Annotated in this window: 22 protein-coding genes and 1 other RNA gene; 15 read left to right on the top strand and 8 right to left on the bottom strand. The window is 71.5% G+C overall.

Features of this window, described 5'->3' with window-relative positions; translation table 11 throughout:
- The first annotated feature begins 3 nt into the window (after window positions 1–3).
- Window positions 4–1,170 (top strand): S1C family serine protease, encoded by a 1,167-nt coding sequence (locus JI742_RS03975; protein ID WP_201824166.1) that lies wholly within the window; start codon window positions 4–6, stop codon window positions 1,168–1,170.
- 24 nt (window positions 1,171–1,194) lie between these two features.
- Here the strand turns inward: JI742_RS03975 and JI742_RS03980 are convergent, their stop codons facing one another.
- The 4 genes from JI742_RS03980 to pyrC form a co-directional block, all read right to left on the bottom strand.
- The gene (locus JI742_RS03980) at window positions 1,195–2,418 is read right to left on the bottom strand and encodes a multidrug effflux MFS transporter (RefSeq protein ID WP_201824168.1); all 1,224 of its coding nucleotides are present in this window, start codon (window positions 2,416–2,418) and stop codon (window positions 1,195–1,197) included.
- 120 nt (window positions 2,419–2,538) lie between these two features.
- Window positions 2,539–2,900, bottom strand: an RNA gene (rnpB, locus tag JI742_RS03985) — RNase P RNA component class A.
- A gap of 30 nt (window positions 2,901–2,930) precedes the next feature.
- On the bottom strand, window positions 2,931–3,887 hold the full coding sequence (locus tag JI742_RS03990) for an NYN domain-containing protein (RefSeq protein ID WP_236676770.1): 957 nt from the start codon (window positions 3,885–3,887) through the stop codon (window positions 2,931–2,933).
- A gap of 57 nt (window positions 3,888–3,944) precedes the next feature.
- Complete coding sequence (pyrC, locus tag JI742_RS03995) at window positions 3,945–4,991, bottom strand: dihydroorotase (RefSeq protein ID WP_201824170.1); 1,047 nt, start codon at window positions 4,989–4,991, stop codon at window positions 3,945–3,947.
- 160 nt (window positions 4,992–5,151) lie between these two features.
- Here pyrC and epsI point away from each other — a divergent pair, with 160 nt between their 5' ends.
- The gene (gene epsI, locus JI742_RS04000) at window positions 5,152–5,850 is read left to right on the top strand and encodes an exosortase-associated protein EpsI, B-type (protein WP_201824172.1); all 699 of its coding nucleotides are present in this window, start codon (window positions 5,152–5,154) and stop codon (window positions 5,848–5,850) included.
- Window positions 5,851–5,922: 72 nt separating this feature from the next.
- Here the strand turns inward: epsI and galE are convergent, their stop codons facing one another.
- From galE to JI742_RS04015, 3 genes are read right to left on the bottom strand one after another with little or no spacing between them, the layout of a single operon-like run.
- Entirely contained in the window at window positions 5,923–6,948 is a 1,026-nt protein-coding gene (galE, locus tag JI742_RS04005; RefSeq protein ID WP_201824174.1) for a UDP-glucose 4-epimerase GalE, read from the bottom strand.
- Window positions 6,945–8,300: a TonB-dependent receptor gene (locus JI742_RS04010; protein ID WP_201824176.1), complete on the bottom strand. Its 1,356-nt coding sequence runs from the start codon at window positions 8,298–8,300 to the stop codon at window positions 6,945–6,947. The genes galE and JI742_RS04010 overlap by 4 nt, the downstream gene beginning before the upstream one ends.
- 49 nt (window positions 8,301–8,349) lie before the next feature.
- Window positions 8,350–9,744 carry an undecaprenyl-phosphate glucose phosphotransferase gene (locus JI742_RS04015; RefSeq protein WP_201824178.1) on the bottom strand — a complete coding sequence of 465 codons (1,395 nt, stop codon included), beginning with the start codon at window positions 9,742–9,744 and terminating at the stop codon, window positions 8,350–8,352.
- A 167-nt stretch (window positions 9,745–9,911) separates the two neighbouring features.
- Here JI742_RS04015 and JI742_RS04020 point away from each other — a divergent pair, with 167 nt between their 5' ends.
- The 12 genes from JI742_RS04020 to JI742_RS04075 all read left to right on the top strand — a co-directional run bounded on the left by JI742_RS04020 (window position 9,912) and on the right by JI742_RS04075 (window position 22,105).
- The gene (locus JI742_RS04020) at window positions 9,912–10,448 is read left to right on the top strand and encodes a hypothetical protein (RefSeq protein ID WP_201824179.1); all 537 of its coding nucleotides are present in this window, start codon (window positions 9,912–9,914) and stop codon (window positions 10,446–10,448) included.
- Entirely contained in the window at window positions 10,445–12,022 is a 1,578-nt protein-coding gene (gene ubiB / locus JI742_RS04025) for a ubiquinone biosynthesis regulatory protein kinase UbiB (RefSeq protein ID WP_201824180.1), read from the top strand. Before JI742_RS04020 ends, ubiB begins: the two co-directional genes overlap by 4 nt.
- A gap of 132 nt (window positions 12,023–12,154) precedes the next feature.
- Window positions 12,155–13,603 (top strand): high affinity choline transporter 1, encoded by a 1,449-nt coding sequence (locus tag JI742_RS04030; protein ID WP_201824181.1) that lies wholly within the window; start codon window positions 12,155–12,157, stop codon window positions 13,601–13,603.
- Window positions 13,604–13,752: 149 nt separating this feature from the next.
- On the top strand, window positions 13,753–14,103 hold the full coding sequence (locus tag JI742_RS04035; protein ID WP_201824182.1) for an FmdB family zinc ribbon protein: 351 nt from the start codon (window positions 13,753–13,755) through the stop codon (window positions 14,101–14,103).
- 64 nt (window positions 14,104–14,167) lie between these two features.
- A complete protein-coding gene (locus JI742_RS04040) occupies window positions 14,168–14,818 on the top strand; it encodes a DUF502 domain-containing protein (protein WP_201824183.1) in 651 nt (216 codons plus the stop codon).
- 65 nt (window positions 14,819–14,883) lie between these two features.
- Window positions 14,884–16,674, top strand: coding sequence for an aspartate--tRNA ligase (gene aspS, locus JI742_RS04045; RefSeq protein ID WP_201824185.1), 1,791 nt, complete (start codon window positions 14,884–14,886; stop codon window positions 16,672–16,674).
- Between the two features lie 120 nt (window positions 16,675–16,794).
- Window positions 16,795–17,058, top strand: a complete 264-nt coding sequence (locus JI742_RS04050; protein WP_201824188.1) for a hypothetical protein — start codon at window positions 16,795–16,797, stop codon at window positions 17,056–17,058.
- Window positions 17,059–17,068: 10 nt separating this feature from the next.
- A complete protein-coding gene (gene nudB / locus JI742_RS04055; protein ID WP_201824190.1) occupies window positions 17,069–17,545 on the top strand; it encodes a dihydroneopterin triphosphate diphosphatase in 477 nt (158 codons plus the stop codon).
- Entirely contained in the window at window positions 17,542–18,378 is an 837-nt protein-coding gene (locus JI742_RS04060) for an endonuclease/exonuclease/phosphatase family protein (protein WP_201824193.1), read from the top strand. Before nudB ends, JI742_RS04060 begins: the two co-directional genes overlap by 4 nt.
- Before the next feature lie 14 nt (window positions 18,379–18,392).
- On the top strand, window positions 18,393–19,733 hold the full coding sequence (clsB, locus tag JI742_RS04065; protein WP_201824195.1) for a cardiolipin synthase ClsB: 1,341 nt from the start codon (window positions 18,393–18,395) through the stop codon (window positions 19,731–19,733).
- 120 nt (window positions 19,734–19,853) lie between these two features.
- On the top strand, window positions 19,854–20,885 hold the full coding sequence (locus JI742_RS04070) for an acyltransferase family protein (RefSeq protein ID WP_201824197.1): 1,032 nt from the start codon (window positions 19,854–19,856) through the stop codon (window positions 20,883–20,885).
- Window positions 20,886–20,887: 2 nt separating this feature from the next.
- The gene (locus JI742_RS04075) at window positions 20,888–22,105 is read left to right on the top strand and encodes a ligase-associated DNA damage response exonuclease (protein ID WP_201824199.1); all 1,218 of its coding nucleotides are present in this window, start codon (window positions 20,888–20,890) and stop codon (window positions 22,103–22,105) included.
- Here JI742_RS04075 and JI742_RS04080 read toward each other — a convergent pair.
- On the bottom strand, window positions 22,021–22,569 hold the full coding sequence (locus tag JI742_RS04080; RefSeq protein ID WP_201824201.1) for a copper chaperone PCu(A)C domain-containing protein: 549 nt from the start codon (window positions 22,567–22,569) through the stop codon (window positions 22,021–22,023). The genes JI742_RS04075 and JI742_RS04080 overlap by 85 nt on opposite strands.
- Window positions 22,570–22,635: 66 nt before the next feature.
- On the opposite strand from JI742_RS04080, the gene JI742_RS04085 reads away from it, so the two are divergent.
- Complete coding sequence (locus JI742_RS04085; protein WP_201824203.1) at window positions 22,636–24,438, top strand: cisplatin damage response ATP-dependent DNA ligase; 1,803 nt, start codon at window positions 22,636–22,638, stop codon at window positions 24,436–24,438.
- Window positions 24,439–24,502 lie beyond the last annotated feature (64 nt).

A 24,502-nucleotide genomic window follows, 5' to 3' on the forward strand; every position in this document is an offset into this window, starting at 1 on the left:
TTCATGCGCAAAACCTGGCTGATATTTTCGCAGGCGGTCACGGTCGCCCTGGCCCTGCTCTTCGTCGTCGCCACCCTCAAGCCGGAATGGCTGGACCGCCGGCCCCTGGCCACCGTGGTGCCGGTGATGCCTGCGCCCTCGGGCAGCCCGGCGCCGGTGATGATCAGCCAGGTGCCCGGCACCGCCGGCCTGGGCTTTGCGCCGGCTGCCAAGAAGGCCGCGCCTGCGGTGGTCAGCGTCGTCACCAGCAAGGCCGTGCAGCGCGGCCCGCAGTCGGTCGACCCCTGGTTCCGCTTCTTCTTCGGCGACCGTGGCGAGCCGCAGCCGCAGGGCGGCGTCGGCTCGGGCGTGATCGTCAGTGCCGACGGCTATGTGCTGACCAACAACCACGTGATCGACGGCGTCGACGAGATCGAGGTCATCGTCTCCGACGGCCGGCGCACCGCCGCGCGAGTGATCGGCAACGATCCCGAGACCGATCTGGCCGTGCTGAAGATCGAGATCGACAAGCTGCCCACCATCACCTTCGGCGCCTCCGACGCGCTGCAAGTGGGCGATGCGGTGCTGGCCATCGGCAACCCCTTCGGCGTGGGGCAGACGGTGACCTCGGGCATCGTCAGCGCGCTGGGCCGCAGCCAGCTCGGCATCAACACCTTCGAGAACTTCATCCAGACCGATGCGGCCATCAACCCCGGCAATTCCGGTGGCGCGCTGGTCGATGCCAACGGTCATCTGATGGGCATCAACACCGCCATCTACTCGCGCTCGGGCGGCAGCCTGGGCATCGGCTTTGCCATTCCCTCGGCCACCGCCCGGCAGGTGATGGACGGCTTGATCCGCGACGGCACCGTGGTGCGTGGCTGGATCGGCGTCGAGCCACGCGACCTCAGCCCCGAGATCGTCGAGACCTTCAAGCTGCCGATCCGCGACGGCGTGCTGATCACCGGCGTGCTGCAGGGCGGCCCGGCAAGCAGCGCCGGCCTGCGCCCCGGCGACGTCGTCACCCGCGTGGCCGAACAGCCGGTGGCCAACACCGCGCAACTGCTCAATGCGGTGGCTGCGCTCAAGCCCGGCAGCCGCGCGCCGCTGCAAGTGCAGCGCGGCGACGAGGCCATCGTGCTGAGCGTGGTGGTGGCCCAGCGGCCCAAGCCGCCGTCCCGCCCGCGCTGAGCGCGCTGCGCGCCGACCGGGCGCTCAGTCCGGCCGGGCGGGTTGCGGCAGATGCCGCCTGACCCCCAGCCAGGCCAGCAGGCCGATGCTCATCAGCCCCAGCGAGCCCAGCGCCAGCGCGACGGTGGAATGCATCACCAGCGGCGTCAGCAGGCCCGCCACGAGGCCGTTGGCCAGGCTGCCCACCCCCATTTGCAGGGATGAGGCCATGCCGCGCCGCGTCGGCGCCAGGTCCAGCACCATCAGCGTGACCACCGGCACCATCAGCGCCCAGCCGAAGGAGAAGATGGCCACCGGCAGCATCGCCCAGGCCGCATGGGCCGGGAAGGCCAGGTTGGCCGCCACATTGAGCAGCGAGATGCCGACCATGATGCGGAAGCCGCGCCGGATCTGCCGCGCCGGCGGCAGCTTGCCCGCCAGCCGCCCGCTCCACCAGGCGCCGGCCATGATGCCGGCGATGTTCAGCACGAAGAACCAGAAGTACTCGGTCGGCGCCAGGCCCAGGTGCTCGCCCAGCCAGGCGGGTGCCGCCATCACATAGAGGAACATGCCGTTGAAGGGCACGCCGCTGGCCAGGGCCAGAGCCAGGAAGCGCGGGTCGGCCAGCAGTTCGGCATAGCCGGCCAGCAGCGGCTTCAGGCGCAGCGGCTGGCGCTGGCTGGCATGCAGCGACTCCGGCAGCAGCCGGCCGTGGAAGGCGAGCAGCAGGGCGCCGACGCCGGCCAGGAACCAGAACACCGCATGCCAGTCGAGCCGGTCGAAGAGCAGGCCGCCGACCATGGGCGCGATCGCCGGCGCGATGCCGAAGAACAGCGTGACCTGCGACATCACCTTCTGCGCCTCGGCCGGCGGGAACATGTCGCGGATGATGGCCCGCGACACCACCACCCCCGCCCCGGCCGACAGGCCCTGCAGCGTGCGGAAGGCGATCAACTGGCCGATGGTCTGCGACAGGGCGCAGCCGGCCGAGGCGATCGTGAACACCGCCAGGCCCACCAGCACCACCGGCCGCCGGCCCAGCGCGTCCGACAGCGCGCCGTGGAACAGGCTCATGAAGGCGAAGCCGAACAGGTAGGCCGACAGCGTCTGCTGCATCTGCGCCGGTGTCGCGCCCACCGAGGCCGCGATGCCGGCGAAGGCCGGCAGGTAGGTGTCGATCGCGAAGGGCCCCAGCGCACCCAGGCCGGCAAGCAGCGCGGCCAGCATCCAGCGGGGGGCCCGCCAGAGGGCGGCGGCTTCGGGGTTCATCCGGACAAGGGTTGGAATCGCCGCCGGACGCAGGGCCGGGCGGCTGCCGCACGGTGGCGGAAGGTGCCCGCAGCCAGCCCCGCAGGCAAGCTGAAGGGCCGGGCCATGGGCCGATGCTTAGTGTGAAGCGGGCCGATAGGCCGGATTCTGTGCAGGGTCGAAGGCTTGCGCCCGCGACCCCGTGACCGCCATTCCTCTGGGCCAGGGATCGCTCGCCTGGCTCGGTGCTACCCACCCGCCGGCACGTGCGGGACCACACTCCACGCGACCCCGAGGGATCGCGCACGCCGGCCTATTCGGTATTGCTGCGCGCAGAGATTGCCCGTTTCACCCCACCCGGTCGCCCGGGCGGACTCGTCTCTGTTGCTCTGATCCTCACCTCGCGGTGGAGAGCCGTTAGCTCCTGCGCTGCCCTGTGCAGTCCGGACCTTCCTCCCGTGCCACCTTTCGGATCCGGCACCGGCGGCGGTCTGGCCCGCTTCACGGGTGCGATTGTCGCAGGCCGGGCGCGCTCAGGCCCGCGGCCGGCTGCGGCGCTTGTCACGCAGCAGGAACTGGCTGCCGCGGCGTTCCAGGTCGAAGAGCTGGGTGGCTTCGATCAGGTCGATCAGCTTGCGGTAGCCGTAGTTGCGCGGGTCGAAGCTGGCCTGGTTGCCGATCTGCTGACCGACGGCGCCCAGCGGCGACCAGCCGTCCTCGCCCTCGGCGCTCTCCACCGCATTGCGCAGCAAGCTGACAAGGCGGGCATCCTGCTTGAGCGCGGCGCGGTCCAGGCGCAGGGGGCCGGCGGCCCGCGCCGGTGTGGCGGCCGGTGCGGCGCTGAGGCTGTCGACCATCGCAGCCACTTGCGGGGGCAGTTCGGCCTCGCTCTCGTCCGAGGCAAGGGTCGGCGCGGGGCTGGCCGCTGGGAGCGCGGTCTTGCGGGCGGGGGCTTTCTTGGCCGCCGCCTTCTTGCCCGCCGGTCGTGCGGCGGGGGCGGGGCTCGGTTCGGGCTCGTCCAGCACGGCGGGTGCACCGAGGTTCTCGAGGAAGAGGAAGCGCGAGCAGGCGTTCACGAAGGGCGCGGGTGTCTTCTTCGCGCCGAAGCCGAAGACCAGGGCGCCCTTGGCCCGCAGGTGCATGACGAGGGGGGTGAAGTCGGCATCGCTGCTGACGATGCCGAAGGCCTCGGGCCGGTCGGTGTAGAGCAGCTCCAGCGCCTCGATGGTCATCACCATGTCGGTCGCGTTCTTGCCCTTGCTCACGTCGAACTGCTGCACCGGGCGGATGGCGTATTCGTGCAGCACGGCTTCCCAGCCCTTGAGCTCCTGCTTCTTCCAGTTGCCGTAGGCGCGGCGGATGTTGCTGACGCCGTGCTTGGCGAGCTCGGCCAGGATCACGTCGATCTTGGCGGCCGGCGAGTTGTCGGCGTCGATCAGCAGGGCGATGCGCGCCTCGCGCGGCAGGCCGGAGGGGGGATGCAGATTCATGCCCCCATCATGCCCGCAGCGCCGCCGCGCGGGCCGCGGCGCCCGGGAGGCGGGGGCTCAGGCTTGAAGCCGCCAGGCCAGGGTCTCGCCGCCGCGCAGGGGCTTGAGCACGGTTTCGCCGAAGGGCAGGGATTCGGGCAGGGCCCAGGGCGCGCGCCGCAGCGTCACGGTGCCGGCATTGACGGGCAGGCCGTAGAAGGCCGGGCCGTGCAGGCTGGCGAAGCCTTCGAGCTTGTCCAGCGCCCCGGCGGCCTCGAAGGCCTCGACATACAGCTCCAGCGCGCTCAGCGCGGTGTAGCAGCCGGCGCAGGCGGCGGCATGTTCCTTGAGCGGCGCGGCATGCGGCGCGCTGTCGGTGCCGAGGAAGAAGCGCGGGCTGCCGGAGGTGGCCGCCTCGACCAGGGCCAGGCGATGCGTCTCGCGCTTGAGCACCGGCAGGCAGTAGTAGTGCGGCCGCAGGCCGCCCTGGAAGATGGCGTTGCGGTTGTAGAGCAAATGGTGTGCGGTCACGGTCGCGGCGATCGGGCCCTCCGCGTCGCGCACATAGTGCGCCGCCTCGCGGGTGGTGATGTGCTCGAAGACGATCTTCAGCGCCGGGAAGTCGCGGCGCAGCGGCCGCAGCACGCGGTCGATGAAGACGGCCTCGCGGTCGAAGAGGTCGATGTCGCCATCGGTCACCTCGCCGTGGATCAGCAGCAGGATGCCCTCGCGCTGCATGGCCTCCAGCGTCGCGTGGCACTTGCGCAGGTCGGTCACGCCGGCATCGCTGTTGGTGGTCGCGCCGGCGGGGTAGAGCTTGAAGGCGACGACGCCGGCCGCCTTGGCGCGCTGCACTTCCTCGGGCGGCGTGTTGTCGGTCAGGTAGAGGACCATCAGCGGCTCGAAGTCCGTGCCCGGCCCGGTGGTCGGGCGGGCCGCCAGGATGCGTTCGCGGTAGGCCAGGGCCTGGGCCGCGGTGGTGACCGGCGGCTTCAGGTTGGGCATGACGATGGCGCGGGCGAACTGCCGCGCGGTGTCCGGCAACACGGCGGCCAGGGCCGCGCCATCGCGCAGATGCAGGTGCCAGTCGTCGGGGCGGGTGAGGGTGAGGAGGTCGGCGCTCATGGGCGAATTGTCGGCCCTGGGCGCATCCGCCCTCCGGCGGGCGGCGTAGACCGTTCGGTCACAATCCCAGCCCGTGCGGATGCGCTGGCAGGATGGCTGCTCACGGCATCGCCGCCCGGCCGATCCCCTGCCGCCTGTTTTTCCAGAAGGATGGATGTTCATGCAGCCTCTCGCCGTCCGACGTGCGTTCCTGGCCAGCGGCCTGATGCTGGGCGCGTCTGCCCTTGCCTATGCCGTGCGGCCGCGCCGTCATGCCAGCGAGTCGGGAAGCCAGTTGGACCTGGAGACCTTGGTGCCCGCCCGTTTCGGCGCCTGGGAAGTCGACACCACCCTGGCCCAGCCCCTGGTCAATCCGCAGACTCAGGAACTGCTCGACAAGCTCTACAACCAGATCCTGTCGCGCACCTACCTCGGGCCGCAGGGCGAGCGCGTCATGCTGTCGCTGGCCTACGGCGGAGACCAGCGCAGCTCGCTTCAGGCCCACATGCCCGAGGTCTGCTACCCGGCCCAGGGCTTCAAGCTGCTGGACCTGAACGACGGCGCGATCGAGCTGCCCGGCGGCAGCATACCGGTGCGTCGGCTGATGACCGAGCTCGGCCCGCGCAAGGAGCCGGTGACCTACTGGTTCACGATGGGCGGCGCCACCGTCAAGGACACCTGGGACAAGCGCATGGTGCAGTTGCGCCTGCTGCTGACCGGGCAGATTCCGGACGGCCTGCTCTTCCGCGTCTCCACCCTCGATGCCGACCCGCAGGCCGGCTGGGCAGCGCAGCAGCGCTTCGTGGCCGACCTGCTGGCGGCGGTCGATGCGCCGACGCGCACCCGCCTGGCCGGGCTGGCGCCAGCAACCGCGCCCTGAACCGGGCTGGCGCTCGCAATCGCGCCCCGAGGCCGCGCCGCTCGTCCGCGCGGTGGCGGCCGGCCGGCGCCCTCAGCCCAGGCCCTGGGGCTCGCGGGTCTGCCAGGCCCAACTGTCGGTGCACATGGCGTCCAGCCCGCGCTTGGCCTGCCAGCCCAGCAGCTCGCGGGCAAGCGCCGGGTCGGCCCAGTAGGCCGGCAGGTCGCCGGCCCGGCGCGGGCCGAAGTGATGCGCGATCGGGTGGCCGCAGGCGCGCTCGTAGGCGCGCAGCACCTCCAGCACGCTGTGGCCCCGGCCGGTGCCCAGGTTGACCGTCAGGCTGCCGGGCTGGCCCAGCAGGCGGTCGAGCGCGGCGACATGGCCCTCGGCCAAATCTTCCACATGCAGGTAGTCGCGCATGCAGGTGCCGTCCGGCGTCGGATAGTCCTTGCCGAAGATCTGCAGCGACTCGCGCCGGCCGATCGCCACCTGGGCGATGAAGGGCATCAGGTTGTTCGGGATGCCGCGCGGGTCCTCGCCCAGGCGACCGCTGGGGTGCGCGCCGACCGGGTTGAAGTAGCGCAGGCAGGCGAGCTGCCAGGCCGGCTCGCGCTGGCCCAGGGCGCTCAGCCACTGCTCGCCATGCAGCTTGGTCAGGCCGTAGGGGTGGGTGGCGCCCAGCCGCATCGTCTCGCGCCAGGGCGGGGGCTCCTCGCCGGCATAGACCGTGGCCGAGGAGCTGAAGACGAAGCGGTGCACGCCATGCGCGAGCAGGGCCTCGCAGACCGTCCACAGCCCGCCCAGATTGACCCGGGCGTAGTCGAAGGGCTTCTGCACCGATTCGCCGACCGCCTTGAGCGCGGCGAAGTGCACGACGGCATCGACGGGATGGCGGGCGAGCACCGCTTCGACCTCGGCCCGCACGGTGACGTCGGCCCGCTCGAAGACGGGCGTCCTGCCCGAGAGCTCGGCAATGCGCTCCAGCACCCGGGGCGAGCTGTTGGCGAAGTTGTCGAGGCCGACCACTTCATGACCGGCCGCCAGCAGGGCCAGCCAGGTGTGGGAGCCGATGTAGCCGGTGGCTCCCGTCAGCAGCACCCGTGCGCCGCGACCGCTCATTCGAGCGCGACCGAGGCCGTGCAACCGAAGGTGTTGGCCGAATAGCTGCGGGTGTTGGCCACGGCGTCGCGCTGGGCGTGGCTGAGCTCGCAGCTCAGGCCGACGATGCGGTGCACGGCCCAGGAGGCATTGAGCGAGGCGCGGCGGATGGTCGTCGTCTCGTCGGTGCCGGCCAGGGTCCGGTCCAGGTCCTCGCGGGAATAGGAGACCTTGCCCCGCACGGCGATCTTCGACGTGGCCGCCCAGGTCGCGCCGAAATCCAGGGTGTTGGTCACGCGAGCGTCCGAGAGGAAGCTCAGGTTGGGATCCAAGACCGGCGTGCCGCCCGGGGGCGTGCCCGCGCCGATGCGCTCGCTGGCCGTGGCGCCCGAGTTGGTCTGGCGCGAGAAACCACCTTCCAAGTTGATCTTGGAGGTCAGCGCATAGGTCGCGTTGAAGCTGCCGGTCAGGCCCGAGAAGTCGCGGGCGGTGATGTTGTCGTGCTGCTCGTCGGTGTACGAGATGTTGCCGCGCAGGCTGAGGCGGTCACCGGGCAGGTAGTTGACGGTGAAGCTGAGGTCCTTGCGGTCGTAGTCGTCGTCCGGGTACTCGCCGTCGGTGTAGCTGGTGCGCACGCCCAGGGTCAGGGCCGGGCTGGGCTTGTAGCGCACGCCCACGCCGATCTGGCGAGTATCGCGTTCGCGCAGGCCGGCCGAGTCGATGCTGTAGTCCACGCTGGTCAGGTCGCCGAAGGCATCCAGGCTCCAGGCCGCGAACAGGCCGTAGCGGGCGTCGAAGTTCAGGTAGCGGGTGCTTTCCTGGTTGCGCTGCTCGCGAACCACCGTGCCGCCGCCGATCGCGTCGACTAGCTGGTCCAGCGGCACCTGATCCCGCGTCACGCCCGCCTGGACCTTGCCGGCCCAGTTGCTGCCGATCTCCCACTGCAGCCGGGTGTTGAGTCGGTAGCCATTGCCATCGAGCTGGTCGTTGTCGCGGTACATGTGGCGCAGGACGGTGGCCTCCGCATTCAGCACCTGGCGGCTGAGGAAGAGCCGGGTACCGACCGTGGCCGACGTGGTCGAGACCATGTCGGAATCCTCCTGGTCGTTGCCGCGGCGGAAGAGGTTGTCCTCAAAGCGCAGGGACTGCGACAAGCGGTAGTACACGCCGCGGGTCGGCTCCGACAGGCCGCTGGGCGAGACCGCCACATTGCCGGACGCACCGCCTGCGGCGGCCTCGCTGGCCGAGCCGGCCGGCGCAGCGCCTCCGGCATCGGCCTGGGCCAGGGCGATGCCGCTCCAGGCGGCCATCACCGATAGGGCAAGCACCGAGGGCAGCAGGTTCTTGCGGAGCGAGGTGTTCTTGGCGTTCATCCGGTTCTCCTGGGGCAGTGGAATGGCATGGGGATCGGGTGGCGGGCCGTCAATAGGCCTGACGGTCGAACGCGAGCAACTTGATCGTACGCGCGATGATCTGGAGATCCAGGCTCAGCGACCAGTTGCGCAGGTACTCCAGGTCGTATTCGACCCGGGCCTGCATCTTCTCCAGCGTCTCGGTTTCGCCGCGCAGGCCGTTGACCTGGGCCCAGCCGGTGATGCCCGGCTTGACCTTGTGGCGAACCATGTACGCGCGGATCAGGCGTCGGTACTGCTCGTTGTGGGCCACGGCATGGGGGCGGGGCCCGACGATGCTCATGCGGCCCTGCAACACGTTGATGAATTGTGGCAACTCATCCAACGAGGTGCGCCGCAGGAAGGCGCCAAAAGGGGTGATGCGCGCATCGCCACGGGTGGCCTGCCGGACGACGGCGCCGTCGTCCATGGTCCGCATCGAGCGGAATTTGTAGACGACGATCTCCTCGCCGTCCAGCCCGTTGCGGCGCTGGCGGAAGATGACCGGGCCGGGCGAACTCAGCTTCACGCCCACGGCCAGCATCATGAGGAGCGGCGCGATGAGGACCAGGATCAGGCTGGAGATCAGCACGTCCGACACCCGCTTGATCAGCTTGTTGGTGCCGGTGAAGGGCGTCTCCAGGATGCCGACCACGGGCACGCCGTTGAGGTCTTGCAGCCGGCCCTGGATGATGCTGATGCCGAAGATGTCGGGCACATAGAACAGCGAGGCCGTGGTGCCCTGTAGCGAGGCCAGCAGTTGCTGGATGCGCGGCTGCGAACCCATGGGCAGGGTGATGTAGACCTCATGCACGCCGTAGGCGCGGATGTAGTCGGCCACCTCGTCGAAACGGCCCAGGCGCTGGGGGGCGGCTTCGGGGTCGAGTCGGTCGCCCTCGCGGTCGTCGAAATAGCCCGACAGATGCAACTGCCCCTCGACCTGGGCCATCAGCGCCCGCGCCACCTTCACGCCCAGGGGGCCGGCGCCGACGATCACCGCACTGCGCCGGTTCCATGGGCGCGAGGCCCGCTTGCGAATGATGCGGCGGCCGATCAGCACCGCGATCCACAGCAGCAGCGGCGTCAGCGCCGCCCACCAGGCCAGCACCCGGAAGTCAAAGAAACCGAAGCTGCTGGTTGCGTAACCGCACAACGCGAAGATCGCGAGCAAGGTGATCCACGAACTCAGGATATCCACCGCCGAGCTCAGCGGCCGATCGAGAAACCGATCGCGTCCGGGAAAGGTCAGCGCGAAGACCAGCAAGCAAAGCGTGAGCGTGGCCCTCTGCACGGACTCCCCGTGGCCGTGGGTGACGCCCAGAAAGGTGCCGACGATGATGGCCGGCTCGAGGAACGCCGCAACCAGCGAGCGCACCGACTGCGGTGCGCTGTAGAAGGTTCGCTTGTGGTCGCGTTGTTCGTACATCGTGGGGTCGAGCCAGGGGGGCGAGGCCGGCAATCGCACCAGCCAGAGGGGCGGAACGTCCGCAAGCGCACTCACCAACAGCCAGCGTCGCGGCCCGCATTGTGTCAAAGCCCGGTGATCCGCCCCTGCGGACCGGTCCGGCGTGGTGCGCCTCCTACAATCGATGCATGTTTCAGGCCTTTCAAGACGCGCTTGCGCCGGACCGCTGGTGGACCCCGGTCCATGAACGGCTCACCCTGCTGATCAACCACCTTCTGTTCAGCGAGCCGGCGGCGCTGGAGCGCCTGCGCCCGCACGCCGGGCGCTGCGTGGAATGCCGGGTCGAGGGCGAGGCCCTGCCCGGCCTGCGCCTGCCGGCCAGCCGCTGGCGCATCACCCCGGCCGGGGCGCTGGAGGCTGAAGCCCTGGACGAGCAGCCCGCCGACCTGCGCCTGACCGTGCATCTGCTGCCGCTGCCGCAGGCCCTGCCGCAGATGCTGGCCGGGCGTCGCCCGCCCGTCGACATCGACGGGGATGCCCAGCTTGCCGCCGACGCCGCCTGGCTGATGGACCACCTGCGCTGGGATGCCGAGGCCGATGTCGAGCGCCTGCTCGGCCCCCTGCTGGGGCCGCGCCTGGTCGAGGCCGGACGTGCCCTGGCCGCCGGGCTGCGCGCCTTTGCCAGCCGCCTGCAGGCGGCCTGGCCCGGCGCGGCGCGGGGATGAGGCATGCGCTGCGGCTCGCGTTCATCGCGCTGACCGCCCTCCGTTTCGGGCTCGACCAGCTCGTCCTCGGCAGCCTGCCGCACCCGGGCCTGCGCCTGCTGGGCCGCGTGGTGCGACTGGGCCGGCGCTTTGACGCGCCGCGCGGCGAACGCCTGCGCCAGGCCCTGGAGCGGCTCGGGCCGATCTTCGTCAAGTTCGGCCAGGTGCTCTCGACGCGCCGCGACCTGCTGCCGCCCGACGTGGCCGACGAGCTGGCGCGCCTGCAGGACCGCGTGCCGCCCATCCCCAGCGACCAGGCCCGTGCCCTGGTCGAGGCGGCCTACGGCCGGCCGGTCGACCAGGTCTTCGCGCACTTCGAGCGCGAGCCGGTCGCCAGCGCCTCGATCGCCCAGGTGCACTTCGCCCGGCTCAAGGACGGGCGCGAGGTCGCCGTCAAGGTGCTGCGGCCGGGCATCCTCGAGATCATCGATTCCGACCTGGCCCTGCTGCGCAGCGCGGCCCGCTGGATCGAGCGGCTCAGCGCCGACGGCCGGCGCCTGAAGCCGCGCGAGGTCGTCGCCGAGTTCGACAAATACCTGCACGACGAGCTGGACCTGGTCCGCGAGGCTTCTTGCGCCGCGCAACTGCGCCGCAACATGGACGGCCTGAACCTGGTGCTGATCCCCGAGATGCACTGGGACTGGTGCACGCCCACCGTGCTGGTGATGCAGCGCATGCACGGCGTGCCGATCAACCAGATCGAGCGCCTGCGCGCGGCCGGGGTGGACTTCAAGAAGCTCGCCCGCGACGGCGTGACCATCTTCTTCACCCAGGTCTTCCGCGACGGCTTCTTCCATGCTGACATGCACCCCGGCAACATCCAGGTCAGCCTGGACCGGGCCAGCTTCGGTCGCTACATCGCGCTGGACTTCGGGATCATCGGCACCCTGACCGAGACCGACAAGGACTACCTCGCGCAGAACTTCATCGCCTTCTTCCGCCGCGACTACAAGCGCGTGGCCGAGCTGCATGTGGAGAGCGGCTGGGTGCCGGCGGCCACCCGTATCGACGAGCTGGAGGGCGCGATCCGCGCCGTCTGCGAGCCCTACTTCGACCGGCCGCTCAAGGAAATCTCGCTCGGCCTGGTGCTGATGCGGCTGTTCCAGACCTCGCGCCGCTTCAATGTCGAGATCCAGCCCCAGCTCGTGCTGCTGCAGAAGACCCTGCTGAACATCGAGGGCCTGGGCCGGCAGCTCGACCCCGAGCTCGACCTCTGGAGCACGGCCAAGCCCTTCCTCGAACGCTGGATGAACGAGCAGGTCGGCTGGCGTGGCTTGGTCGAGCGCCTCAAGAACGAGGCGCCGCGCTATGCCCGCATGCTGCCCGAGCTGCCGCGCCTTGTGCACGAGGCCCTTGGCGCCCAGACCCTTCAGGCCCGCGAGCTGGCCGAGCAGCGCCAGCAGCTTGCCGTGCTGCTGCGCGAGCAGCGCCGCACCCATCGCCTGCTGCTGGCCACCGTCTTCCTGGGCCTGGGCTTTGCTCTCGGCGGCATGCTGGTCCTGCTGCTCCAGCACCTGAGCTTCTCGGTCTCCTGAGGCCGCGCGGGGAAGGGGCCTGGGCCGGGCCGGCACGGTGGCCGCAAGCCCTCTTCGGCACGGAGCTTGCGCACATAATCCGCCGCGCCCGCCGGGGGCCAGCCCCCTTCCGTCGACCCGCCCGCGACCTCCATGAACACGACGCTGATCAGCGCGATCGCGCTCTACCTCGTCCTGACCCTCGTGGTCGGCCTGCTTGCCGCCCGGCGCGTGCACAGCGCGAAGGACTTCGCGCTGGCCGGTCGCAGCCTGCCGCTGTATGTGGTCGTCGCGACCACCTTCGCCACCTGGTTCGGCTCCGAACTGGTGCTGGGCGTCAGCGCCAAGTTTGTCGAGGGCGGCTTCAATGCGGTGATCGAGGACCCGATCGGCTCCTCCTTCTGCCTGATCCTGGTCGGCCTCTTCTTCGCCCGCAAGCTCTACAAGAAGACGCTGCTGACCATTGGCGACTACTACCGCCAGCGCTTCGGCCCGGCGGTTGAGGGCCTGTGCTCGCTGATGATCCTGCTGAGCTACCTGGGCTGGGTGGCGGCGCAGATCACCGCCCTCGGCCTGGTCTTCAACCTGCTCAGCGACGGCGCCATCCCGGTGCTGGCCGGCATGGCGCTGGGCACCACGGTCGTGCTGGTCTACACCCTGTTCGGCGGCATGTGGTCGGTGGCGGTGACCGACCTGGTGCAGATGGTCGTCATCGTGCTCGGCCTGATCGCCATCGCCTTCATGGCGGCCGACCTGGCTGGTGGCGCCGACAAGGTGATCGCCGTCGCGGCCGAGCGCGATCTCTTCCGCTTCCTGCCCGAGCCCAGCGCGCACGAGTGGCTGTTCTTCATCGGCGCGGCCGTCACGCTCATGTTTGGCTCCATCCCGCAGCAGGACGTCTTCCAGCGCGTCATGGCCGCCAAGGATGCCGACACCGCCGCGCGCGGCCCGGTGCTCGGCGGCCTGCTCTACCTGCTGGTCGGCCTGGTGCCGATGTTCACCGTCACCAGCGCGCTGCTGGTCATGCCCGAGGAAGCCACCGCGCTGCTGGCCGACGACCCGCAGAAGGTGCTGCCGGCGCTCATCCTCAACCACATGCCGCTGGTGGCGCAGGTCTTCTTCTTCGGCGCGCTGCTCTCGGCCATCATGTCGACCGCCTCGGCCACGCTGCTGGCGCCCTCGACGATCTTCGTCGAGAACGTGCTGCGCCACCTGCGGCCGGCCATGGACGATGCGACCCTGCTGCGCACCCTGCGCCTCACCGTGGTCGGCTTCACCGTGCTGGTCTTCGCCTATGCGGTCTTCGTCGAGGGCACGCCGATCTATGACATGGTGGCCAGCGCCTACCAGATCACCCTGGCCGGCGCCTTCGTGCCCTTGGTCGCGGGCTTGTTCTGGAAGCGCGCCAGCACCCAGGGCGCGCTGCTGTCCATCGTGCTGGGCATCGGCCTGTGGGCGGTGTTCACTTTCGTCGGCGACCTCGGCGAGCGCTTCCCGGCCCAGCTTGCCGGCCTGGGGGCGGGCGTGCTCGGCATGGTGATCGGCTCGCTGGCGCCGCAGGTCCTTGCCAACCGGCAGGACCAGCCGCACGACATAGTCTGAGCGGGTCCGTCGCCGGCGGGCCGGCCGACCTCGGGGGGATCGGGGGCCCCTCCTATACTTGAGGGTTGCATTTCCCTGTGCGGGCTGCCTTTGCAGCCTGCGAGCCCGGTTCTGCCCTGACCTTCAAGATTCAAGCCCGAGGACACCCCATGCCGATCTACGCCTACCGCTGCGAAGCCTGCGGCCACGCGCAGGACGTGCTGCAGAAGATCTCCGACCCGCTGCTGAGCACCTGCCCCGCCTGCGGGGCCGAGGCCTATCGCAAGCAGGTCACCGCCGCCGGCTTCCAGCTCAAGGGCTCGGGCTGGTACGTGACCGATTTCCGCAATGGCAGCAGCGCTGCCGCCCCGGCGGCGGCGCCGGCTGCGGGCGGTGCCGCCGCTACAGCGACTGCTTCCGCCAGTCCGGCTGCCGCGGCCCCGGCGGCAGCCCCGGCCAGCGACAGCGCCGCGGCTTCGGGTCCGTCCACCGCTTGCGGCGGCCCTTGCGCCTGCCATTGAGCCGCGTCCGGCCGGTCCGGCGGATTCCCTGTGCCGCTGACATGAACCGGCTTCGACCGCACGCATGAAAAAGTACCTCATCGCCGGCCTGCTGGTCTGGCTGCCGCTGGCCATCACCATCGCCGTTCTCGTCTGGGCCTTTGGCCTGGTCGACGGCGTCTTCGGCGGCTTCGTCCAGGCCCTCTCGGCCGTGCTGCCGGCCCCCGCGGTCGAGGTGCTGCAACGCTTGGACGAGGTGCCCGGCGTCGGCCTGCTCGTCGTGCTGGCCGTGCTGCTGCTCACCGGCGTGGCCGTCACCAACTACATCGGCCAGTGGTCGCTGCGGCAGTGGGACCGGCTGCTGGGTCAGATCCCGATCGTCAAGTCGGTCTACAGCTCGGTCAAGCAGGTTTCGGACACGCTGTTTTCCAGCAGCGGCAATGCCTTCCGCGAAGCCGTGCTGGTCGAGTACCCGCGCCGCGGCGCCTGGACCATCGCCTTCGTCACCGGCCAGCCCGCAGGCGAGCTGATCTCGCACCTGCCGGCCGAAGCGCATGTCAGCCTCTACGTGCCGACCACGCCCAACCCGACCTCCGGCTTCTACTTGATCGTGCCGCGGGCCGAGGTCAAGCCCCTGGGCATGAATGTCGACGCGGCGCTCAAGCACATCATCTCGATGGGCGTGGTCGCACCGCCCGAAGCCGCGGCCCCGGCCGCCCTGCCGCCGGCGGCCTGAGCGCCCCGGCCCGCCCTTTTTCGAAGCGCCGCCCGAGCGGCCTGCCTATCCCGGAGACATCCCGCATGCGCACCACCTACTGCGGCCTCGTCAGCGACGCGCTGCTCGGCCAGACCGTCACCCTGATGGGCTGGGCCCACCGCCGCCGCGACCATGGCGGCGTGATCTTCATCGACCTGCGCGACCGCGAAGGCCTGGTGCAGATCGTCTGCGACCCCGACCGCGCGGACATGTTCAAGACCGCCGAAGGCGTGCGCAACGAGTTCTGCCTCAAGGTCGTCGGCCTGGTCCGCGCCCGGCCGGCCGGCACCGAGAATGCCAACCTGGTCAGCGGCAAGATCGAGGTGCTGTGCCACACGCTGGAGGTGCTCAACCCCAGCGTCACGCCGCCCTTCCAGCTTGACGACGAGAACCTCAGCGAGACCGTGCGCCTCACGCATCGCGTGCTGGACCTGCGCCGCCCGCAGATGCAGAAGAACCTGATGCTGCGCTACCGCGTGGCGATGGAGGTGCGCAAGTACCTGGACGAGCACGGCTTCGTCGACATCGAGACACCCATGCTCACCAAGAGCACGCCCGAGGGCGCGCGCGACTACCTGGTGCCCAGCCGCGTGCACGACGGCCAGTTCTTCGCGCTGCCGCAGTCGCCCCAGCTCTTCAAGCAGCTGCTGATGGTGGCCGGCTTCGACCGCTACTACCAGATCACCAAGTGCTTCCGCGACGAGGACCTGCGCGCCGACCGCCAGCCCGAGTTCACCCAGATCGATATCGAGACCTCCTTCCTCACCGAGGCGGAGATCCGCGCGATGTTCGAAGGGATGATCCGACACGTCTTCCGCCAGGCCATGGATGTGGAGCTGGGCGACTACCCGGTGATGACCTATGCCGACGCGATGTTCCAGTACGGCTCGGACAAGCCCGACCTGCGCGTCAAGCTGCGCTTCACCGAGCTGACCGATGCCATGGCCGATGTCGACTTCAAGGTCTTCAGCGTGCCGGCCACCAGCAAGGGTGGCCGCGTCGTGGCCCTGCGCGTGCCGGGCGGCGGCGAGATGTCGCGCGGCGAGATCGACGGCTACACCGAGTTCGTCAAGATCTACGGCGCCAAGGGCCTGGCCTGGATCAAGGTCAATGACCTGGCCAAGGGCCGCGAGGGCCTGCAAAGCCCCATCGTCAAGAACCTGCACGACCGCGCGATCGAGCAGATCCTGGCGCGCACCGGCGCGCAGAACGGCGACCTGATCTTCTTCGGCGCCGACAAGGCCAAGATCGTCAACGACGCCATCGGCGCTCTGCGCCTGAAGGTCGGCCACAGCGAATTCGGCAAGAAGGCCGGCCTCTTCGAGGACCGCTGGGCGCCGCTGTGGGTGGTCGACTTCCCCATGTTCGAGCAGGACGAGGACGAGGGCCGTTGGAATGCGGTGCACCATCCCTTCACCGCCCCGAAGGATGGTCACGAGGACCTGATGGACACCGACCCGGGCGCCTGCGTGGCCAAGGCCTACGACATGGTGCTCAATGGCTGGGAGCTGGGCGGCGGCTCGGTCCGCATCCACCGTGCCGAGGTGCAGAGCAAGGTCTTCAGCGCGCTCAACATCGACAAGGAGGACGCGCAGCTCAAGTTCGGCTTCCTGCTCGACGCGCTGCAATACGGCGCCCCGCCGCACGGCGGCCTGGCCTTCGGCCTGGACCGCCTGGTCACCCTGATGACCAAGGCCGAATCCATCCGCGACGTCATCGCCTTCCCCAAGACCCAGCGCGCCCAGTGCCTGCTGACCGGCGCCCCCAGCCTGGTCGATGAGAAGCAGCTTCGCGAGCTGCACATCCGCTTGCGCAATCCGGGCGCGACGGCTTGAGGCAAGGCCCTCGCTGGCATCCAGGGGCGCGGGCGACCGCGCCCTTTTTTCATGTGCGGCCCCGCTAGAAGAAGCCCCTTGCCTGACGCCTAAACTCGCCAGGACAGCCTGGAGCCGACGATGGACGTGACCGCCACCGACGCCAAGAACCGCCTCGGCCAGAGGCTGGAAGCCTGCCAGCGCGAGCCGGTGATCATCGAGCCATCGAGCCGGCGCCACAGCTTTCCGGACCGGGTGAGCGCCATGGCGCCATGGGACCTGCACCCCAAGCCGCAGGAGGCCGGCACCTTGCCGACCCGCGCATGGGGCCTGCCCCTCGCCTGCCTCCGCGACCCATCCCGCCGCATCGCCGACGCGCTCGCCGCCGTCGCCAGCGGCATTTGACAAGGCCCCCGTGCGCCCGCCCAAGATCCCCGAATCCGTCCTCGTCGTCATCCACACCCCGGCGCTGGAGGTGCTGCTGATCGAGCGGGCCGACGCGCCCGGCTTCTGGCAGAGCGTCACCGGCTCCAAGGACACGCTGGCCGAATCGCTGGTCGAGACCTGCCTGCGCGAGGTGGCCGAGGAGACCGGCATCCTCGTCGGCACGCCCAGCATCCCCCTGACGGCCCTGCGCGACTGGGGCCTTGCCAATGTCTACGAGATCTACCCGCGCTGGCGCCACCGCTACGCCCCGGGCGTGACGCACAACACCGAGCATGTCTTCGGCCTGTGCGTGCCGGCCGGCACCCCGGTGAGGCTGAGCCCGCGCGAGCACACCGCCCACGCTTGGCTGCCCTGGCGCGAGGCGGCCGACCGCTGCTTCTCGCCCAGCAATGCCGAGGCGGTGTTGCAGTTGCCGCGCCTGGCCGGCGCCGAACCGCTGGCATGAGCTTGCAGCCGCTGGCCTCCAGCCTGCTGCCGCCCGCCATGCGCCGGCCCGCGGGCGGGCGGCTGCTGCGGGTGGCGACCTACAACATCCACAAGGGCGTGCGCGGCCTGGGGCCGGCCAAGCGGCTGGAGATCCACAACCTCGGCGCCGCGGTGGCGGCCTTCGATGCCGACCTGATCGCGTTGCAGGAAGTCCGCCGCCACAACCACCGCGAGGCGCGCCGCTTCGACCACAGCCGCTTCGGCTGGCCGGCCCAGGGCCAGGCCGATTTCCTCGCCCCGCCGGGCTATGTGGCCGCCTACGTCAGCCATGCCCGCACCCGCCATGGCGAGCATGGCAACGCCCTGCTGAGCCGCCTGCCGCTGGGCGAGCCCCTGCACCGCGACCTGTCGGACCACCGCTTCGAGCAGCGCGGCCTGCTGCAAGTGCCGGTGCAACTGCCCGTGGAGTCGGGCGACACCGGGCCGCTGACGGCCGTGGTCGTGCACTTCGGCCTGCACCATGCCGGCCGGCGCCGCCAGGCCGAGCGCCTGATCGCCCACCTGGCCGAGACCGCGCCGCAGGGCCCGCTGATCGTGGCGGGCGACTTCAACGACTGGGGCGAGAAGCTCGACCCGCTCTTCGCCATCGCCGGCCTGCGCCGCGCCCGGGCGCCGGACGCGCGCCGCCGGCCGACCTTCCCCTCGCTCGCACCCCTCTTCGCGCTCGATCGCTTCTACGTGCGCGGCCTGCGCTGCTGCGCGCTGCACGTGCCCCAGGGCCTGGCCTGGGCGCGGATGTCCGATCACCTGCCGCTGGTGGCCGATTTCGAGCCCCTGCCGGCCGGGACCTGAGCCACCCGCCGCCCATGGACGCGCCCGCCCGCCTGCCCCGCCGGGCCGTCTCGGCCGCCGCCAACTGGCTGCGCGACCGGCGCTGGTACCTCAAGCACCGGCCGCTGGAGGCGGGCGGGCATGAGCTTGCGCTCCTGCGCGGGGGCGAGGCCTATTTCGCCGACCTCGTCGCGGCCATCGACCACGCCATGGCCGAGGTCTGGGTCGCCAGCTACATCTTCGAGGACCCGGCCGTCGACCCCTCGGCCGCCCGGGTGGCCGAGGCGCTGGCGGCGGCGGCGCGGCGCGGCCTGCGGGTGCGGGTGGTCGTCGACGGCTTCGGCTCGCGCCTGGCCCTGCCCGGCCTGCGCGCGGTGCTGGAGCCAGCCGGCGTCGACCTGGCCGTCTTCCGGCCGCTGACCGGCTGGTGGCACTGGCTGCAGCCCCGCCAGTTGCGCCGCCTGCATCACAAGCTGGCGGTGGTCGATGGTGCGCTGGCCTGGTGCGGCGGCATCAACCTGATCGACGACCGCCTGGACCAGCACCACGGCTGGAGCGACAGCCCCCGGCTGGACTACGCCCTGCGCCTGCGCGGCCCGGTGGTCGGCCCCATCGCGCAGACGCTGAGCGCCGTCTGGCACCGCGCCTGGCTGGGCCATGACTGGCGCGACGAGCTGCGCGCCCTGGTGCGCCATCCCCGGCCCATGGCGCGGGTGCGCGCTCTCTGGCGCGGGCTGCGCAGCCCCCGCCTGGCGCGACGCGGCTCCCGCCGTCCCGCCACCGAGGGCGCTGCCCCCGGCCGCGCCGCCTTCGTGCTGCGCGACAACCTGCGCCAGCGCCGCGCCATCGAGCGCGCCTACCTGGATGCCTTTCGCCGCGCCCGCGAAGGCATCGACCTCGTCTGCCCCTACTTCTACCCCGGCCGGGCCTTTCGACAGGCCTTGCTCGACGCGGCGGCACGCGGTGTCCAGGTGCGCCTGCTGCTCCAGGGCAAGGTCGACCTGCCCCTGGCCGCCTTGGCCGCCCGCGGGCTGTACGAGGAGCTGCTCGGCGGCGGCCTGCGCCTCTACGAATACACCCCGGCCTTCCTGCATGCCAAGGTGGCGCGGGTCGACGGCGACTGGGCCACGGTCGGCAGTTCCAACATCGACCCGCTCTCGCTGCTGCTCAATCTGGAGGCGAATGTCATCGTCCGCGACCCCGCCTGCGTCGCCGAGCTGCGCCTGGCCCTGGACCAGGACTTCGCCGCCGCCCGCGAGGTGCGGGCCGAGGAACTGGTCGCCCAGCCGCGCTGGCGCCGCGCCCTGCACCGCGGCCTGGTGGCGCTGCTGACCCGCGCCTACCTGTGGATGGCCAGCGGCCCCGATCGATCCTGAGCGGTCCCGGGCGCGCTTCAAGCCCGTGGCTGCCGGGCGGCGCCGGGCCCTGCGGCTAGCATCCGGGCTCGCCGACCGCTTGCCCGCGGCCGTCCGGAACATGCGCGACGAGAGGATCACTTGAGGGAACGACAAAGCTGGCCCGACCTCGCCAAGGGCGTGGGCATCGTCCTGGTCGTCTACGGCCATGTGGCGCGCGGCTTGATGAAGGCCGGCATCCTGCCCGCCGAAGGCTGGCCGCTGCTTGTCGACAGCTGGATCTACAGCTTCCACATGCCCCTGTTCTTTTTCCTGGCCGGACTGTTCTTCCTCGACAGCCTGGGGCGCCAGAAGCTGCTGGGCTTCCTGGGCGGGCGCATCGACAGCCTCGTCTATCCCTATGTGATCTGGTCCCTGCTGCAGGGCTCGGTCGAGGTGCTGATGTCCGGCCAGACCAATGGCGTGGTCCGCTGGGACGAGGTGCTGAACCTGGCCGCGCCACGTGCGCACTTCTGGTTCCTCTACGCCTTGTTCACGCTCTCGCTGGCCGGCCTGCTGGTCTACAGCCTTTCGCGCCGTCCGGCCTGGCTGGCTGCCGTGGTGCTCGGTGCCCTGGCGCTGCGCCTCGGGGTCGATCCCACCCGCGTGATCGCGCTGGACTACCTGATCTCGCTGGGTGTGTTCTTCACGGCCGGCGTGTTCTACGGCAGTCGCAGCGCGCCCCGGCCGAGCGCGACCGGGGTCCTGCTGGCCTTGGGCCTGCTGTTGCTGGCGCTGGCCGCGCAGTACCTGGCCCATGAGCAGCTCGGCTGGCGCTACCACCATCGCGGGCCCATCGGCCTGGGCCTGGCGGCCGTGTCGATCGCCGCCGTGGTCGCCTGCTGCCAGCAGGCCCAGGGCCTGGGTCGCCGCCTGGGCCTGGTGCAGCTCGGCCAGGCCTCGATGGTGATCTACCTGATGCATGTGCTGACCGGCAGCGGCCTGCGCGTGCTGCTGTCGCGCGGCCTGGGCCTGAACGATCCCGGGCTGCACCTGCTGGCCGGCTGCCTGGCCGGCCTGCTGCTTCCGCTGCTGGCCGACCGCCTGCTCAGGCGCTGGGGCATCGACTGGCATGTGCTGCCCCCCCGCGCGCTGCGCTTGCAGCCCCGGCTGGCCGGCGCGGCCGCGCGCTGAGCATGTCGGCGGACTTGGTCGTCGCCCGGCCCGAGGGTCTGTACTGCCCGCCGGGTGATTTCTACATCGACCCCTGGCGGCCGGTCGACCGCGCCGTCATCACCCACGGCCACGCCGACCATGCCCGGCCCGGCCATGCGCACTACCTGGCCGCGGCCGAGGGCGAGGGCGTGCTGCGCGCGCGCCTGGGCGACATCACCCTCCAGACCCTGGACTGGGGCGAGGCGGTGGAGCACCGCGGTGTGCGCCTCAGCCTGCATCCGGCCGGCCATGTGCTGGGCTCGGCCCAGTTGCGGCTGGAACATGCCGGCCGGGTCTGGGTGGCTTCGGGCGACTACAAGTTCGCGCCCGAGGATACGCCCGACCCGACCTGCGCGCCCTTCGAGCCGCTGCGCTGCGACTGCTTCATCACCGAATCGACCTTCGGCCTGCCCATCTACCGCTGGCGGCCGCAGCGCGAGGTGTTTGCCGAGATCAACACCTGGTGGGCCGCCAATGCCGCGGCCGACCGGCCCAGCCTGCTGCTGGCCTACAGCTTCGGCAAGGCGCAGCGCCTGCTGGCCGGGGTGGATGCGAGCCTGGGGCCCATCCTGGTTCACCCGGCGGTGGAGGCGCTCAACCGCGTCTACCGCGCCGCCGGCGTCGCCCTGCCGACGACCCGGCTGGTCAGCGAGTTCAAGGATGCCGCCGCCACGCGCCGCGCCCTGGTGCTGGCGCCGCCGGCCGTGCTGGGCAGCGTCTGGGCGCGGCGTTTCGCGGGGGGCAGCGAGGCCTTCGCCAGCGGCTGGATGCTGCTGCGCGGCGCCCGTCGCCGCCGCGGCCTGGACCGCGGCTTCGTGCTGAGCGACCACGCCGACTGGCCCGGCCTGCTGCGCGCCATCGGCGCGACCGGGGCCGAGCGCGTCATCGTCACCCACGGCGATGCCGCGGTCATGGTGCGCTGGCTGCAGGACCAGGGCCTGGACGCCGGGGCCTTCCAGACCGAGTACGGCGACGAGGCCGCGGCCGATGCCCCGCTGGCCGATGCGCCCTTGGCCGATGCGCCCTTGGCAGAGCCACCCTCGACCGATGCCCCGCCCGCCGAGGCGCCGGCCGGGGAATCCGCCGACGCCCAGGCCGGGCAGCCCGCTGCCGATCAGGCTGGCGGCTCGACGGGCAGCGGCTCCGGTACGGGCGGCCGCTCCGGCGGCCGCGTGCCGCGCCGCGATTCATCGACCTGAAAGACGACGCTGTGCGTGCCCGCCCGTTCGAAGACCAGGCGCATCGGCCGCCGCTCGCGGCGCCGGAGCGGGCGGTCCAGCTCGAAGAGCGCGATGTGCACGCCATCGGGCCGCATCGTCAGCACCTCGCCGGCCGGCAGCGGCAGGCCGGTGTCGAGCGGCCAGAGGCCGGCCACGCCTTCGAGCAGGCCGGGACCGCGCAGCTCGACCCGGCGGGCCCAGTCGCATTGCAGCTCCAGCAGGCGGTCGTCGCGCGGGCCCAGGCCGATCAGTTGCAGGCAGGCGACCGCGCCCCCCGGCACGCTGCGCATCCAGGCGTCGGCCATCTGCACCGCGCTGCGTTCGCGGGGCAGCACGGCGGCCGGCTGCGCACGCAGCGCGCCGCCGCCCAGCAGCAGGCCCAGGCCCAGCAGATGACGCAGCAGGGGGCGGCGGGCAGGGCAGGGGGGCAGGGCGCGGGGCATGGTGAAGGGCAGGTTCGGGACAGCGGGCCGCCGCAGTCTAGGCAAGCCTGAAGACGGCCGCGTGCCATGCAAGCCTTCAGCAGGCTCTATGCCCAGCTTGACGGACAGACGGCCAGCCGCGCCAAGCTGGCCGCGCTGCAAGCCTATTTCTCGACCGCCGAGCCGCGCGATGCGGCCTGGGCCGCCTACTTCCTGGCCGGCGGCAAGCCGCGCCAGACGGTGCCGACCGCCCGCCTGCGCGCCCTGGCCTGCCGGCTCGCGGGCCTGCCGGACTGGTTGTTCGAGGCCTGCTACCAGGCGGTGGGCGACCTGGCCGAAACCCTGGCCCACATCCTGCCGCCGCCGCTGCGGCAGGACGACACGCCCCTGGCCGACTGGGTCGAGCAGCGCCTGCTGCCCCTGCGCGGCGCCGCGCCCGAGTTGCAGGACGCCGCGCTGCAAGCGGCCTTCGAATCCCTGCCGGCCGAGGGCCGCTTCCTGCTCGTCAAGCTGATCGGCGGCGGCTTCCGCGTCGGTGTCGGCCGGCAGACGGTGATCCGCGCGCTGGCTGCCCTGGCCGGCCTGCCCGACACCCTGGTCGCCCAGCGCATGATGGGCTACACCGAGGCCGGCGCGCGCATCGACGCGGCCCGCTACCTGGCCCTGATCGCCCCGCCCGAGGCCGGTGCGCCGGCCGGCGGCCAGCCCTATCCCTTCTTCCTCGCCCATCCGCTGGAGGCCGGCGGGCCGGTCGAGCCCGAGGCCCTGGCCGAGCGGCTCGGCCCCTGCACGGACTGGCTGGCCGAGTGGAAGGCCGACGGCATCCGCGCCCAGCTCGTCTGCCGGCCGGCGACCGAGCCGGGCGGGCCGGCGGTCTGGCTGTGGTCGCGCGGCGAGGAACTGGTCAGCGAGCGCTTCCCCGAGGTGCTGGCCGCCGCCCGCGCGCTGCCGCCGGGCACCGTGCTGGATGGCGAGCTGCTCGTCTGGCCCGGCGCGCCCGAGGCGGCGCCGGCCAGCTTCGCCGTCCTGCAGACGCGGCTCAACCGCAAGACCCTGCCGCGCAAGCTGCTGGCCGAGGCGCCGGTGCGCTTCTGGGCCTATGACCTGCTGGAGTCCGAGGGCGTGGACCGCCGCGCCGAGCCGCAGCACCAGCGCCGCGCGCGGCTGCAAGCCCTGCTCGGCCCGGGCGGGCCGGCGGCGGGGGCCTTTCCGGTCTCGCCGCAGCTTGTCGCGGCCGACTGGCCGGCGCTGGCCCGGCAGCGTGCCGAGGCCCGCGCGCTGGGCTTCGAGGGCCTGATGCTCAAGCATGCCGCCACGCCCTACGGCGTCGGCCGCCGCAAGCCGGGCGAGGGCCAGGGCGGCTGGTGGAAGTGGAAGCTCGAACCCTACCGGGTCGATGCCGTGCTGATCCATGCGCAGCGCGGCCATGGCCGTCGCGCCAGCCTCTACACCGACTACGGCTTCGCGGTGTGGAACCGGCCGCCGCGCGATGCGCAGGAGGTCGCCGAGGTCTGCGCGGCCATTGCCGAGCGCCGCCCGCCGCCGCCGCGCACGCCGCCGGCCCCGGGCGAGCCCGAGCCGCTGCAGCTGCTCTCCTTCGCCAAGGCCTACTCGGGCCTGAGCGATGCCGAGATCCTGCGGGTGGACCGCGAGATCCGCCGCCACACCGTCGAGAAGTTCGGCCCGGTGCGCAGCGTGGTGCCGACCCTGGTCGTCGAGCTGGGCTTCGAGGGCCTGGCGCCCAGCGCCCGCCACCGCAGCGGCATCGCCCTGCGCTTTCCGCGCATGCTGCGGCTGCGCGAGGACAAGCCCCTGGCCGAGGCCGACACCCTGGCCCAGCTCCAGGCCCTGCTGCCCGGCGGGGCCAAGCCCGGACCGGCCGGGCGCTGAGTTGCTGCGTGGTACAACCGCGCCGACTTCAAGGGGGCCGCCGCGCGCCGGCCCCCGCGCCAGG

The sequence above is a fragment of the Piscinibacter lacus genome, from assembly GCF_016735685.1.
GTDB classification, from domain to species: domain Bacteria; phylum Pseudomonadota; class Gammaproteobacteria; order Burkholderiales; family Burkholderiaceae_C; genus Aquariibacter; species Aquariibacter lacus.